At 63.3% G+C, this 15532-nt stretch carries 8 protein-coding genes; 4 read left to right on the top strand and 4 right to left on the bottom strand.

Annotated features, from left to right (window positions below; genetic code table 11):
- Positions 1 to 15: 15 nt before the first annotated feature.
- The gene (locus ACERZ8_RS06415; protein WP_407591371.1) at positions 16 to 717 is read right to left on the bottom strand and encodes an SDR family NAD(P)-dependent oxidoreductase; all 702 of its coding nucleotides are present in this window, start codon (positions 715 to 717) and stop codon (positions 16 to 18) included.
- Between the two features lie 103 nt (positions 718 to 820).
- A complete protein-coding gene (locus ACERZ8_RS06410; RefSeq protein ID WP_407591370.1) occupies positions 821 to 1396 on the bottom strand; it encodes a DUF1285 domain-containing protein in 576 nt (191 codons plus the stop codon).
- Between the two features lie 68 nt (positions 1397 to 1464).
- On the opposite strand from ACERZ8_RS06410, the gene ACERZ8_RS06405 reads away from it, so the two are divergent.
- From ACERZ8_RS06405 to ACERZ8_RS06390, 4 genes are all read left to right on the top strand, one after another.
- A complete protein-coding gene (locus ACERZ8_RS06405) occupies positions 1465 to 2472 on the top strand; it encodes an AAA family ATPase (protein WP_407591368.1) in 1008 nt (335 codons plus the stop codon).
- A 124-nt stretch (positions 2473 to 2596) separates the two neighbouring features.
- Positions 2597 to 3349 carry a DUF58 domain-containing protein gene (locus ACERZ8_RS06400; RefSeq protein WP_407591367.1) on the top strand — a complete coding sequence of 251 codons (753 nt, stop codon included), beginning with the start codon at positions 2597 to 2599 and terminating at the stop codon, positions 3347 to 3349.
- Positions 3346 to 6114 (top strand): DUF4159 domain-containing protein, encoded by a 2769-nt coding sequence (locus ACERZ8_RS06395; RefSeq protein WP_407591366.1) that lies wholly within the window; start codon positions 3346 to 3348, stop codon positions 6112 to 6114. Before ACERZ8_RS06400 ends, ACERZ8_RS06395 begins: the two co-directional genes overlap by 4 nt.
- A complete protein-coding gene (locus tag ACERZ8_RS06390) occupies positions 6111 to 8156 on the top strand; it encodes a hypothetical protein (protein WP_407591365.1) in 2046 nt (681 codons plus the stop codon). Before ACERZ8_RS06395 ends, ACERZ8_RS06390 begins: the two co-directional genes overlap by 4 nt.
- On the opposite strand, the gene pbpC is transcribed toward ACERZ8_RS06390, so the two are convergent.
- Together pbpC and ACERZ8_RS06380 are read right to left on the bottom strand one after the other, a co-directional pair.
- Positions 8153 to 10111 (bottom strand): penicillin-binding protein 1C, encoded by a 1959-nt coding sequence (gene pbpC / locus ACERZ8_RS06385; RefSeq protein ID WP_407591364.1) that lies wholly within the window; start codon positions 10109 to 10111, stop codon positions 8153 to 8155. The genes ACERZ8_RS06390 and pbpC overlap by 4 nt on opposite strands.
- A 32-nt stretch (positions 10112 to 10143) precedes the next feature.
- Positions 10144 to 15525, bottom strand: coding sequence for an alpha-2-macroglobulin family protein (locus ACERZ8_RS06380; RefSeq protein WP_407591363.1), 5382 nt, complete (start codon positions 15523 to 15525; stop codon positions 10144 to 10146).
- Between the last annotated feature and the right edge of the window lie 7 nt (positions 15526 to 15532).

The following is a 15532-nucleotide window of genomic DNA, read 5'->3' as shown; positions in this document are numbered from 1 at the left end:
GCAAAACAAGTGCCATCAAAACGTCTCGACCCAGGGGCGCAGGGTGATTTCGTTGGACCAGGCCGATCTGTGCTGGTCGATCAGTTGCATATAGGCCGTCGCAATCGCATCCGGGTCCAGCATCCTGTCTGTACCGTCATCGGTGCGTTCGGCGCGCGCCGTGTTTGAAATCCCGCCATCAATATTGACCCACGCTACATGCACGCCTTTTGGATGCAGCTCTCTGGACATGGACTGGGCAAGGCCCCGTTGCGCAAACTTGCCCATCGCGAAAGGTGCAGAGTTGGCAAATCCCTTGACCCCCGCCGATGCGCCGGTGAACAGGATTGTCCCGCGCTTGCCGTCCTGTTCGGCTTGGGCCTGCATCACGTTGGCGGCCGCACGCCCTGTCAGAAATGAACCGAAGGCGGTGATTTCCACTGCACGCCGCACCTGTTCGGGATCAAGCTCGGCCACCGGGCCGCGGCTGCGTGCAGACGGGTTGTAGATCGCCACATCAAGACGCCCCTCAATCGAGGCAAACAGCGCGTCCACATCCGCCGGATCACTTCCGTCCAGCGCGACGGTGCGCGCGCTGGTTTCGGCGGCGAGTGCTGCCAGTTTGTCTGTACTCCGGGCACCCAGCACGATGGAGTGGCCGCGCGTATGCAACTGCCGGGCAAGGGATGCGGACAGCCCGCTGCCCGCGCCGATGATCACTGCTGTGCCTTTGCTCATGATGACGCCTCCGATGAGATAGTGTGGGGTTCAGTGCTGATAGAACTGCACGACACAGGCACTTTTCCTAGATGCGTGCCCGCACATATCCTGTGCGCCGTCCTCAGGGCAGATCGGCCGACGGGATCACGCCAAAGAACTGACCACCCGACCAGACCCCGAACCACTCGCCCTCATGCACGCACAGATCGACCAGCCGGTAAAAGCTTTTGCGGTCAATCAGCGCCTCAAGGTTGGCGCGGATCAGGATATAGGGGGACGGCTCGCCCGTCTCCGGGTCACGTTCCACGCGGATCGGGTGGTCCGGCCCGGCCACCGCCACATCGCCCACATGGGTGGTAAAGGTCAGGTTCTGATCCTCACCCTCGCCATCCGGTTCAAAGTCGATGGCCACGAAAGGGGCATCATCAACGGTGATCCCGACCTTTTCCACCGGGGTGACGAGGAAGTATTTGCCGTCCTCGCGCTTGAGAATCGATGAAAACAACTTGACCAGACCGGGCCGCCCGATGGGCGTGCCCTGATAGAACCACGTCCCGTCCCGCGCGATCCGCATGTCCAGATCCCCGCAAAACGGGGGATTCCACAGGTGCACTGGCGGTAAACCGCGTGTTTTTGCGGCAGTGATCGATGCAACCAGCCCTTCGGCATCCGGTGTCACGGTTTTTTGTCCACTCATATGTTTTGCCATTCCATCCTGAGGCAATAGGTTATCAGATAGAGTATATTCCGAATGAAAGAGAAGTCATGACCGACGCTGAGGATCTTGTTGCCGAAATCGAAGTCTTGGGAGGCAAACTGGCCGAGGCCAAAGCCTCGATCACCAAACGCTTCATCGGGCAAGAACGGGTTGTGGATTTGACGCTAACCGCTCTTTTGTGCGGCGGGCATGGTTTGCTGATCGGTCTGCCGGGGCTGGGCAAGACGCGGCTGGTTGAAACCCTCAGCACGGTGATGGGCCTTGATGGCAGCCGCATTCAGTTCACGCCTGACCTGATGCCTGCCGACATTCTGGGTTCCGAAGTGCTGGACACCGATGATGACGGCACCCGGTCATTCCGTTTTGTGCCGGGGCCGGTATTTTGCCAGTTGCTGATGGCGGACGAGATCAACCGGGCCAGCCCGCGGACCCAATCCGCGCTGCTGCAGGCGATGCAGGAAAAGACGGTGACCGTCGCCGGGCAGGATCGCCCGCTTGGCGTGCCCTTCCACGTGCTTGCCACCCAGAACCCGATTGAACAGGAAGGCACATATCCGCTGCCCGAAGCGCAGCTTGACCGATTCCTCGTGCAGATCGATGTGCTGTATCCGGACCGTGGCACCGAACGGGACATTCTGCTCGCCACGACTGGCGTTGAGGATGCGCAATCCGAGCCGGTCTTTTCGGATGGGGAATTGCTGGCGGCACAAACGCTGCTGCGCCGGATGCCGGTGGGCGACAGCGTGGTCGAAATGATTCTCGATCTCGTCCGCGCCTTCCGACCCGATGAACCCGATGCATCTGCGCGTGTGCGTGAAACCGTGGCTTGGGGCCCCGGCCCGCGTGCAGCGCAGGCGCTTATGCTGGCGGTGCGGGCACGTGCCCTGTTGCAGGGCCGCCTTGCCCCTTCGGCCGAAGACGTCATAGACATGGCCCGGCCTGTTCTGTCCCACCGCATGGCGCTGAACTTTGCCGCCCGTGCCCGAGGCGACAGCCTGTCTGACCTGATCGAGGAAACCGCCGCAACCCTCAGCCGCCAAGAGGCGGCCGCGTGACAACCCCCTCGCCCTACGCGAAAAGGCGGAATCCCAGGCCGCACGCCTGCCTGCGCTGCTGGCGCGGGCAGAGCATCTGGCAGGCGCCGTTCTGCTGGGCGATCACGGGCGTCGCCGTGCAGGCATGGGCGATGATTTCTGGCAATACCGCCCCGCCCAGATCGGGGACAGCCGCCGTTTGATCGATCACCGCCGCAGCGCGATGGGGGACGTGCAGTTCGTGCGCGAACGCGAATGGCAGATTGCACAGTCCGTGATGTTGTGGATCGATCAGGGGGCATCGATGCGTTTTGCCTCGACCAAAGACCTGACGACCAAGGCCGAACGCGCCCGCGTACTGGGTCTGGCCGCCGCTATCCTTCTGGTGCGTGGTGGTGAACGCGTCGGCCTGACAGGCACCAGCCTGCCCCCGCGCCGCGGCAATATGCAAATCCTGCGTCTGGCAGAGATGTTTTCCGAAGACGCTGAAGAGGATTATGCCCCGCCCGAACACAGGGCCATGGTGCCCCATGCGCGCGCGCTGTTCATCTCGGATTTCATGGGCGACATAGAGGCGGTGCGCACAGCCCTGACCAAAGCGGCAGATCGTGGCGTGCGCGGTGTGCTGCTGCACGTACTTGACCCGGCAGAAGAGGCATTTCCCTTTCGCGGGCGCACGGTGTTCCAAAGCATGGGCGGCACGCTGGAACACGAAACCCTCAAGGCGTCCGACCTGAAGGACCGGTATCTGGACCGCCTCGCCGCGCGCAAGGCCGAGCTTCAGCACCTGTGTTCTGTGGCGGGCTGGCAATATGGCCTGCACCACACTGACACCTCCGCCCAATCGGGCCTGCTCTGGATCTGGCGCGCGCTTGATGGCGGAAGGGTACGGTCATGACGGTCTTTGGCCCGATAGGTTTTCTTGCGCCATGGTTGCTGGTCTCGCTGATCGCTTTGCCCATCCTGTGGCTGATCCTGCGGGCCATCCCGCCTGCGCCGATCCGCCAGCGCTTTCCCGGTGTGGCGCTTTTGCTGGGGTTGCAGGACGACGAATCCGTGTCGGACCGGACCCCTTGGTGGCTGCTGTTGCTGCGCATGTTGGCCGTTGCGGCGATGATCATTGGTCTGGCCGGACCCGTGCTGAACCCAGAAGATGACGGACAGGCAGGGAATGGGCCACTGCTGGTCGTCATGGATGGCAGCTGGGCGGGGGCGGCCCAATGGGCGCGCCAGATCGAAGCGGTTGAGGGCGAGCTGCGCCGCGCCGGGGCGCAGAACCGGCAAGTGGCGCTGCTGCACCTGTCCGATCCGGAACCAGCCGTGTTTCAGGCTGCCAACACAATCACCACACGCCTGCCCGGCATCGCCCCCGCGCCGTGGCAACCCGGTGACACATCAGCCCTCATTGAGAGCCTGCCCGAAGGCGCGTTTGAAACTGTCTGGTTCAGCGACGGTCTGGATTATCCGGGCCACGACGCCGTGCTGGAAACGCTGGAAGCGCGCGGCCCCGTGCGTGTGACCCAGGCGGTCACGGACGTGATCGCGCTGACCCCTGCCGCCTATGTAGACGGATTGATCGAATTGACGGCGCTGCGGGTAAACCCCGGGTCCGAGCGCGGTGTGACTGTGCTGGCACAGGGGCGCGATCCAGCAGGCAATGCAGCAATTCTGGCATCGGCCAATGCCGTCTTTGGCCCCGGCGACACGACGGCGGACACTGCCCTGTCCCTGCCTGCCGAACTGCGCGCCCGCGTGACCCGGTTCGAGGTGCAGGGTGCGAAGTCTTCGGGTGCTGTGACATTGGTCGATGACAGCCTGCGCCGCCGCGAAATCGCGCTCATCGCGGGGCGGGAGGGTCGCGAAGGGCTCGAACTGCTGTCGCCGCTGCACTACCTGGAACGCGCGCTTGCACCCACGGCTGACTTGTTAAGTGGTGCACTCAGCGATGTTCTGCCTGCAAACCCGGATGTGATCGTGCTGGCCGATGTCGCCACCCTGTCCGAAGGTGAAGCCGAGGCGATTTCGGAATGGATTGATCAGGGTGGTTTGCTGTTGCGGTTCGCCGGTCCGCGCGTTGCGGCCAGTGACATTTCGCGCATCGACGAAGATCCCTTGATGCCTGTGCGCCTGCGCTCTGGCGGGCGCAGCGTGGGTGGTGCGATGAGTTGGGGATCGCCCAAAACGCTTGCGCCGTTCAAGGAAAACTCGCCCTTCTTTGGCCTTGCCGTACCGGATGATGTGGCGATCACCGCGCAGGTCATGGCGCAGCCCGATCCGACCCTTGCCGAGCGGGTCATAGCGGAGCTGAGCGACGGCACACCACTGGTGACCCGGAAACGGCTAGGACAGGGACAGATTGTGCTGTTTCACGTCACTGCCAATGCTGAATGGTCGTCTCTGCCCCTCTCTGGCCTGTTTGTCGAAATGCTTGAACGGCTTGCTGTGTCTTCCACCAGTTCTGCGCCCTCGGCAGACGATCTTGAGGGCACGATCTGGACGCCGCAAATCGTCATGGACGGCTTTGGTGCGTTGCGGGATGCAGGCGCGATGCCCGGCGTTCCCGGCCCGAGACTGGTGACGGACGCGGCAGGGCCTGACCTGCTGCCCGGTGTCTATGTCTCAGGGGATCGCAGCCTTGCGCGCAATGTCCTGACGGCGGATGCCACGCTCGAACCCGCAGAATGGCCGGCCCGCATCGAAGTGTCCGGCCTTGCCATTATTCCGGAACAACCGCTTGGGGGAATATTGCTGGCCGCCGCCATTGGGCTGTTGCTTGCCGATGTCATCGCGTCCCTTGCCCTGTCGGGTCGCCTGACGGGCGGGATGCGTGCCAGCCGGACCTCTGCGGTCGTTGCGGCGCTGTTCTTTGCCGCGGCACCCTATGGCCCGGCAGAGGCGCAGCAAAGCCCCGAGGATGAGATCTCCGCCGCCTCGGAGGTTGTTCTGGCTTATGTCATCACCGGCAACCGCCAAGTCGATGAAGTGGCCGAGGCGGGTTTGCGCGGCTTGTCCGACACGCTGTTTTTCCGCACGTCGGTCGAGCCTGCACCGCCCATCGGCGTGGATCTGGAAGTCGATGAATTGGCGTTCTTTCCAGTGCTCTATTGGCCCGTCACACCCGATCAACCACGCCCTTCGCGTGAAGCCTATGCCAAGTTGAACGACTACCTGCGTTCGGGCGGCTTGATCCTGTTTGACACGCGCGACGGTGACATTGCGGGCTTTGGCACGGCCAGTCCCAACGGGCGCAAGCTGCAAGACCTTGCAGCACCATTGGATATTCCCGCGCTTGAACCGATCCCGCGCGATCACGTTCTGACGCGTACCTTTTACCTGCTGCAGGATTTCCCCGGGCGGCATCTGAACGGAGAAGTCTGGGTCGAAGCCGCACCACCCGGCGCAGAGCAGGTCGAGGGTATGCCTTTTCGCAATCTGAATGACGGGGTCACGCCGGTGGTCATTGGCGGCAATGACTGGGCCGCTGCGTGGGCCGTGACACCAAGCGGTCAGGCCATGCTGCCTGTCGGGCGCGGTTTTGGCGGTGAGCGACAGCGTGAGCTGGCCTACCGGTTTGGCGTGAACCTTGTGATGCATGTGCTGACGGGCAACTACAAAAGCGATCAGGTCCACGTACCTGCGTTGCTGGATCGGCTGGGACAATGACCGGAACCATTCTGTTTGACCCATTGCTGCCCTGGCCCGTGCTGGCCGTCCTGGCGGTTGTCGTCGCGGGCGGTGTTCTTCTGGCCGTGATGCGCGGTCTCAATGGGTGGGCCTTGCGGGGGGCTGCCGGTCTCGTGATCCTTGCGGCCCTGTCAGGTCCCGCCTTTCAGGAGGAAGACCGCGCGCCGCTGAGCGACATCGTGATCCTTGCCGAAGACCAAAGCGCAAGCCAGCGTCTGCGCGACCGGCCCGACCAGACGGCAAGTGCTGCCGATGCAATCGAGGCATCGCTGAGCGCACGCGAAGGCACCGAAGTGCGGCGCATCACCGTACCGGACGGCGACGAAGACACCGGCACGCGCTTGATGACGGCATTGTCCGACGCACTCGCCGAAGAGCCGCGCGCGCGCATCGCTGGCCTTATCGCCATCAGTGACGGGCAAGTGCATGACGCCGATCTGCCGTTCGACCTGCCTGCCCCGATGCACCTGCTGCTGACCGGAAAAGAGACCGACTGGGATCGCCGCCTGTTGGTCAAGAACGCACCTGCCTTTGCCATCATCGGAGAACCGGTGACCCTGACTTTGCGGATCGAAGACAGCGGCGCGGCCCCTGTCGACAACGGAACTGCGCCCTTGGATATCTCGGTGGACGGGGCGGAACCGCAACGCTTCAACGTACGCATTGGCGAGGATATCGACCTGCCCGTCACGCTGCCCCACGGCGGGCGCAATGTGATCCAGTTCACCGTTCCCGAAGCGGAGGGTGAGTTGACTGACCGCAACAACACGGCCCTGATTCAGATAAACGGTGTTCGGGACAGGTTGCGCGTGTTGCTGGTCTCCGGAGAACCGCATGCTGGCGGGCGCACATGGCGCAACCTGCTGAAATCGGACAGTTCCGTCGATCTCGTCCACTTCACCATTCTGCGTCCACCCGAAAAGCAAGACGGCGTGCCAGTGGGCGAGCTGTCCCTGATCGCCTTCCCCACGCGCGAGTTGTTTCTGGAAAAGATCGACGATTTCGACCTGATCATCTTTGATAGATACAAGCGACGCGGCATCCTGCCGTCGCTCTATCTCGACAATGTCGCGCGCTATATCCGTGATGGAGGGGCTGTGCTGGTCGCGGCCGGCCCGGACTTTGCCAGTGCAGACAGCCTTTATCGCTCACCGCTTGGTGCCGTTATGCCAGCCGAGCCGTCGGCGCGGGTGCTGGAAGAAGCGTATCGCCCGACCGTATCTGAAATCGGCAACCGCCATCCCGTCACAACAGAAATGCCGGGTGCAGGCGACTGGGGCCGCTGGCTGCGACAGGTGGATGTCGCGGCGCGCGACGACAGCGTGGTTGTGATGGAAGGCGTAGACAACCGCCCTCTTCTGATCCTTGAGCGGGTCGAAGAGGGCCGTGTCGCCCTGCTTGCCTCTGACCACGCATGGCTGTGGAACCGCGGTTATGAGGGCGGCGGCCCGCAACTCGAATTGCTGCGCCGCCTTGCACATTGGATGATGAAAGAGCCCGAGCTGGAAGAAGAGGCGCTGACCGCCATTGCCACCGGCCAGTCGATGCGCATTCAGCGACGCACCTTGTCGGACAGCGTGCCACCGGTCACCGTTACCGATCCAAACGGCACGACCACCGAACTCACGCTGAACGAAGTCGCCCCCGGCCAGTTTGAAACGCGCTTCGATGGACCGGAAATTGGGCTGTACCGCCTTGAGAACGGTGAGCAAAGCGCGGTGATCGGGCTTGGCCCAGCAGCCCCCAAGGAATTCGAGGCCACCATCGCAACGGCTGACATTCTGGAGGAACGTGTCGAAAGCACGCGTGGCGGTGTTTTGCGGATCGAAGAAGGCACACCCCGTATCCGCACGGTGCGCGAGGGCCGTCCCGCCGCCGGACGCGGCTGGATCGGGATCACGCCGCGCGGCGCATATGAAACGCAGGATGTGCGTCAGATGGCCTTGCTGCCGCCCTGGCTGGTATTGTTGATGGCCGCGGGTCTGATCACTGGTGCATGGCTGCGCGAGGGCCGCCGCTAGGGGCGGAGTTCGACCGCGACACGGGCAGACCGACCGGCCGCATCAATCACCGAAATGTCGGAAAATCCACGTGATCGCAGCCCGACGGAAACATGGCGCTTTCTCAGGTTCGACGCAACCGGCGCACCGTTCAGCAGGACAGTCAGTGGCAGCGTGCCGCCCTCCACCTTGATCACGGTATCCGCATTTTCCAGCACCGCACCGTCTGGCGGGAAGGCCACTGCCGGCCCGGACGCGGCAGGCTTGGCCGGGCCAAACCGGCGCAAGGGAAAGGGCAGCTCTGCCGTCGTCAAAATCAACGTATCTGCGGGGGGCGGGGGCGCATGGTCAAGTTTCGACTTCAATCGTCCAAACGCCTCGAACAACAGAGGGGCTGCATGATCGCTGCCAAAGGCACCCGGCACTGGTGTGCCATCAGGGCGGCCGATCCACACCCCGATCACATGCCGCCCGTCATATCCAAACGCCCATGCATCGCGGTGGCCATAAGAGGTGCCCGTCTTGTAGGCGAGGCCACTTGGCGCACCGGCAGGCGGCGCGATACTGCGCAGGATGTCCCCCACCTGCCAAGCTGCGCGCGGGGCGATCACCTGTCGCGGTGCCAGTGCCTTTTGCCTCTGGTCGCTGATCGGAACAGTCTTTCCCAACTGCGCCAACCCTGCATATACGCGTGCAATATCCTCAAGGCTCATCCCCACGCCACCAAGCGCCACGGCCAGTCCCGGTTGACCCTTGAGGACCGGCTTTGCCCCAAAGGCGCGCAGGCTGGCCATCAGGCGCGATGGTCCCAGTGCTTCGGTCAGCGCAACGGGCGGTATGTTCAGCGACTGGGCGAGGGCCGTGCGTGCAGTCACATCCCCTCGAAACTGCCCATCAAAGTTTTGCGGCGCGTATCGGTCAAATCGAGTCGGACGGTCCGCAAAAATCGTGTCCGGATGGGCCAGCCCCCGATCAAAGGCCAGTGCATAGATCAGCGGCTTCAGCGTTGATCCGGGCGAGCGTTTGGCACGTGTCATATCAACAAAGCCAAGGTTCCCGTCCGCATCTGAGTAGTTGGGCGCACCAACCCGCGCCAGAACATCGCCCGTGTGGTGATCCACAACAATCATCGCCATGGACACACCCGTGGCCTGAGCTGCCGCATGGGTTCTGATCAAGCCCTCCATCCGGGTTTGAAGCGGCGCGATTAGCGTCGTGACAAACCTTTGCTTTGCAGAATTTTCTGCACGCAGGGCATCCGCAAGGTGCGGCGCAAGCCGTGGCATTGGGCGCATCGCACGGGGGACATCAGCCACGCTTGGGGCGGCACCAACCCGCGCAAGAACACGATCACGGGCAGCGCGGGCCGCTTCTGGATGGCGATCAGGGCGGCGTGTTTCGGGGGATTGCGGCAAGGCCACAAGCAACGCGGCCTGCGCAGGTGACAGGCGCTTTGGCTCTTTGCCGAACCATACAAAGGCGGCGCTGCGCACGCCTTCGATCCGACCACCATAGGGGGCGTGTTGCAGGTAGAGATGCAGGATCTCATCCTTGCTCAATTGCCGTTCCAGCGCCCATGCGAGGCGGATCTGACGCAGCTTGCCGTACAACGATCCGGTGCCCGAATTCTCCAGCAACCGCGCTACCTGCATCGTCAGCGTCGATCCGCCGGAAACGACACGGCCCGAAGCCAGCGCCTGCGCAACCGCGCGTGCCATCGCGCGCCCATCCACACCATTGTGCTGATAGAACCGCTTGTCTTCGTATTGGATCAGCATGTCCGTCAGGGTTGAATCCACAGATCCCGGCGCGACCGCCAAGCGCACACGCCCGTCTTCAACCGCAAAGGCGCGCATGAGCGTCCCGTTGCGATCCTGCATTTCCACTGACGCCGTCGCCAAGACGGAAGGAACGTCGGTGCGGATCACCCACCCATCCCAACTGTCGTGCAACAGGCCAGCGCTGAACAGCAACATGGCCGTCCAGAAAAAGGGGCGATGTGGCCGCTTCACTCGGTCACCACGGTGCGCCCGGTGTCGGTAACGGCGCGGTATTCGGCGCGGTACATATCCTCGACCAGAGCGGCTGGGTGGTGGAAGTCGCCCGGGCTGACCGCACGGGCAATATAGGCCAGTTCGAACGGATCAGCACTGCGGTGATCGACCGCCGCCAGAAAACGATCACTTCGGAACTCCGCATGCTGTGGCGTGGCTGGGCTCAGCCATTCAAGGCCCCGCACATCCCCGGAACGGAGGAGGTTGGGGTTGTCGATCTCGATCCCGGCAGGCAGCGGGTCATCCACCATCAAGCGTGCGCCCACCTCTTCAAAGGGAGTGACGCGCAGCACGATCACGCGGCGTTCACCGACGCGCCATGGTCCGGTGACCTGATTGCCCTCCAGATCGTATGCATTGCGTGTGATGCTGTAGCCATAGCCGCCCGCTTCGACGGGAGTCAGGGGCACGCCATAGCTGGTCAGTGTCACGTCCTGCGCCACGCCAGAGACGTTGCGAATGGTGGACACGGCATCGCCCGTCGCCCGTGTCTGGACGAGTGGTCCGGCAACCGGCACGTCATTCACACTCAGCACCGCGGGCCCCGCTCCACTGCGCAAAGCCTGCGCCGCCATCAAAAGCTGCGCAGCCTCCTGCGTCGAGTAACGTCCAGATTGGCCCGCAATCCCTGTGGCAAGTTGCGCCTGATCGACGGCGCGACTGCCCGCCTCAGCGGCGAGGTGCAACAGACCGGCGGCATCGCGCAACGGGGTCCCGTAATCATCACGCCATCCGGCCGCACGACCCGGGGCACGCAGCACCAGATTCTCCGCCAATCCAAACATCCGGTCCGCGCGCGCCTGCTCTCCGTAACTCGCAAGTGCTGCGCCCAATTGCGCGCGCGCCAGTGGTGTCGCAAACGCTTCGGCCTTGGTGTCCGCGTAATAGCGCAGGTCGCCGATGGACGCTGCACCGGCGCGGGCAAGAACCATGAGCGCATAGGCAATGTCTTCGCCGCCGCTGTCAAAGTCGGGGGCGTAATTGATACGGTTGCGCAGATTATCGAGGGCAGAGCGTACGGATGCGTCCGGAACATCATATCCTTCTGTCTGCGCCCGCGTCAGGAAATCGGTCACATAGGCATCAAGCCAGAAATCCCCCGATTGTGCCTGCCACAGACCAAAGGCGCCATTGCTGGCCTGTCGCGTCAAAACCTGCGTGATGGCAGACTCGACCCGGTCCCTGATCCCATCGATTCCTGCCGCAGACGCGGTTTGCGGCACATACAACAGCGGCAAGGCGGCCGAAGTGACCTGTTCCGTGCAGCCATAGGGGTAGCGGTCAAGCTGACGCAACAGTCCCGGCATGTCGAAACGTGCGAGCGGACCGGCGGCGAGCGTTGCGCGCGCCGTGTCTGGTCGCAAGTTGGCCAAAACGTTGTCGTCAAAGGTCAGCACCTGGCCCGCGCCAAGTTGAAAGCGGCGCGTGGTTGCGGTGACAGGATCGTTGGCGCGCACGCCGAGTGTGAGTGTCTTGTGCAACTCCGTTCCGTCCGGTGTTCTGAGTACCACGTCGATGCTGTGATCCCCGACTGCATCTGCGTCGACCGGCACGACAAGGCGCACAGTCGCGCCCTCGGCAATGTCGATCTGGTCCGGTACGTCGCCCATATCGAGGCCCGTAGCGCTGACCGACAGAGGCATGACACCTGCGGCCCCCGCCGCGTGTACGAATTCCAGCATCACGCGGGTGCTGTCGCCCGGTGCAAGGAACCGTGGCAGTGCGGCAGAGATCACCACCGGGTCGCGCGCCTGCATGTCTTGTGAGGCTTGACCGACGCCAGTGTCCGACCACGCGACAGCCATCAACCGGATTGCGCCGTTGAAATTTGGGCGCGGCACAGTGATCGTCGCCATCCCATCGGGGCCAACGGCAACCGGGCCGGAAAAGGCCGCCATGACTGCTTCGGTCGGCGGCAGGCCTGCCCGCTCCATACCCCGTTGTGCATCGCCGCCGGAGCGAACGGTACCCATCGCGCCGTTGCTGGCGTCAATCAGACGTCCATACATGTCGCGCAACTCGACACCCAACCGACGCTGGCCAAAATAGTGGGCTTGCGGGTCAGGTGGCTCGAACCGGGTCAGGTTCAGGATGCCCACATCGACAGACGCCAAGGTGACAAAGCCCTCTGAACCGCCAAGGCCATCGACACGAACAACCACGTCCGTGCTGCCTGCCTGCCCATCGCTGGTGTCAGGCGCATCAATGCTGACCTGCAATGCCTTTTCTTCGGGATCAACGCTGGCATGGGCCAGTCCCAGCACGCGCGCCGGGCCGCGCTGGCCAGCGACATTGCGCAAGACAGATGCCGTAACATACGCACCCGTCCCCCACGACCCGCTGACCTCAACGGGTATGACAGCCTCGCCCGCGGTGACCGAGACAACCTGCCGCGCGATCACGTCGCTGGACAGGACGGACACCAGGGCGACGCCATCATGGGGCGCAACGAGGCGCACTTGGGCAGTATCGCCAACCCGATAACTCTTGGCATCGAGCGAAAGTTCAAGGCGATCCGGTGTGGCGCTGCTGTCCACGCCACCATACCAACCCGCAGAAAACCCGACGGAGCTTGCGGTGTAGGCTCCGCCCTGTGCCTCGATGACCAATTCGTAATCGCCCCATTCCGTGGGGACTTCGAGCGCTTGTGGCGTCTCGCTCAACACGATTTGTCCTGTAGCCACGCGGATGCGCCGGGTCACAGGCTCCCAATTCCAGTTGCCGTAAAGCTGGTACCACTGATAGCGCGTTTCGACCTTGTTTACGGTCCATTGCACGGGCAGTGGCGCGGCCCCGACAGCCACCAGGTCAAATGCAGCAGTGCCACCTTCGGGCAGGACGTCATCAAAGCCGGGCTTGATCCCGATCACTGCACCTGTCGGCGCGACGGGCCGGGTCACAGACTGTTCGACGGGGCGTCCGCCACTGTCAGAAACCCGCACAGTGGCAACCGCCTCAAGCAAAACCCCTTCGGCCTCGACGTCTGGCAGGGTCAGCATCACCTGCGCCTTTCCTTCCGCATCTGTACGCCCACCATCAAAGTAGCTGCTTTGCGCCGAAAACTGCGCGTCATGGCGACCAAAGCGATAACCAGGCCAGCCTTCGATACTGTCGCGGCGCTGCAGGCGCACATCGCCCTCGACCACCAGATCACTTCCCGGCGCGCCGAACAGGTATTGCGCATCAACCCGCACAAGGCCGGGTGCAGACAGTGACAGCGGGCCCTCGTTCATCTCAAGATCGACAGCAATGCGGTCGGGGATGAAATCCTCGACCAGCACTGTTGTGGTGGCAAGCGGTGGCGCGTTCAGATCGCCCATCACGGCAATCCGCCACGTTCCGCGCGGCGCACTCGCGGCCAGCGGTATCTCAAGGACGTGGCCACCGGCCTGACCTTGCGCGCTTACGACCCGGGAATACTCCACACCGTCCGGGCGGCTGAGGATCGCTGTCACTGGCAGACCGGAAATCGCGCCCGCACGCGCATCCCGGGCCAGTGCGGTTGCAAAGATCGTCGCACCGGGGCGATAGGCCCCGCGATCTGTGGTCAGGAAAACGTCGATCGGCGGCGCAGGCGGACGCCCCTCGACCCCGCGGTCAGACAGATCAAAGGCAGGATCAGTGAGCGGCAAAAAGACAAAATCATCCCCGGATTCGACCTGCACCAATGCGGGCGCTGCGGCCCCCCGCCCCCGCGTCAGTCCGGCATCAAAGCGCGCAAACCCTTCGCCATCGGTCACTGCCGTGCCCAGAACGGCATTTGCGTTCGAGATCAGGCGCACTTGGGCGCCCGCAACGGCGCTGGCATCGCCCAATGCGCGCACCGCCGCTGTCAATCCGTCATTTCCCTGCCACGTGCTGATCCCGAGATCGGACAGAACAAACCATTGCGACGCGGTCAGGGAGCCATAGCTGTCACTGCCCGGTGCGCGCGCGCCCAGAACGTAGATACCTGTTGGCTGATCCTTCAGAATATCGCCCAATGGCAAGCGCGTCGTGACTTCCCGGTTCAATTCGATCTGAACGTCGCCGGTACCGCGCCAGACTTCCTGCGCGATGTCGTCGTTGAACTGGTCCTGTTGCCAGCCCGACAGTGGCCGGCCAAAGAAATCTCCCTTGAGCGACTGCACCAGATTGCGGTCGCTGACCCTGCTCAGCACCAGATCGACGATGTCGAGGTTGACCGTTTCGACCGGAATGCTGGCCCCTGCGCTGCGCGGCAACACATAGGCCCGGCCCGGAAAGCGAACGAGGGGCGCGCGGTCTCGCACATAGAGTGTCAGCGGCACGTCCTTGTGCAGAACTTCACCGCTCGCGCCCGGCAGGCCAGAACGCAAGGTCACGCGATACCGCTCCCCATGGGCCACCCCGTCCAGACACAAGTCACTGCCAGAGACCTGTACAACCAATCCCGACGCCTCACTGCGCACGAACGGTTCGTAGTCCACACCAGCCTGAACGAGCGGTTCAGAGAATGTTGCACAGATGCGTGGCTGGGCAGACTCGCTGTCCACACGCGTATCAACGACCCGGAAACCATACTTTCCGATGGCTTCGTCCAGAGCCGCAGCAATGTCGTCACGCGGCTGCAAGGATTGCGCAATGCGCAAAGCAGGAATCATGTCGCGACCACGCCTGTTGGCCTCCAGCGCTTCGGCAAGGCCCTGCAACGCGCTGGCTTGTCCACCTGTATTTGCGCTGCGCACATAGGCGTTGAGGGCGGCAGGCACCGCATCCCGGCGCGCTGAATTGCGCAAACGCGACGCGACATTGTCCCCGAGGCGCAGCGCGATATAGGCATAGCGTGACCACAGATCGGGCGCGTCGCTGAGTGCAACGGCTGCCCCCGTCCAGTTCAGGGCCGCAGCACGATCCCCACGATCCCATGCCGCGCGGGATGCGCCCAGCAATGCCTCGACCGTCTGGCCGTTCACGGCGTGCCGCGGTCCGATGGCCTCTGCCAATGCGCGCGCGGCGCGGGCGTCATCGTCACTGATCCCAAGGGCATTGGCGCGGTCCATCGCTGCCCGTTGCAGACCCTGATCCGTGCGCACACGCTCGGCAGAGAGGGCGCCGATAAAGGGCTGGCGGTCCGTGATCGCGGATTTCGGGAAACACGCGTTCGACCGGCTGTTGAAAGTGAAAGCGACGCATTGCCTATCCGCATTGCAGGCGCGCTGGCAGGCCTCAAAGGTCGTGTCAAAAAGGGCGGTTCGGTCTGCGCCGAAAAAGTCCATGTCCTGCGTCAGCACATATCGTTGATCCGGCACAATCTGCTGGGCGAATGCGCCCCCCGACCAGATGGCGACAAGGCAGGTCAGCAGGAAACGGTACATGGCAAGA

Origin of the sequence: Tateyamaria armeniaca (assembly GCF_045797845.1) — a bacterium.
GTDB classification, from domain to species: Bacteria; Pseudomonadota; Alphaproteobacteria; order Rhodobacterales; family Rhodobacteraceae; genus Tateyamaria; species Tateyamaria armeniaca.
The sequence above is the reverse complement of the archived record's forward strand: the minus strand, read 5'-3'. Positions and strand labels throughout refer to the sequence as shown.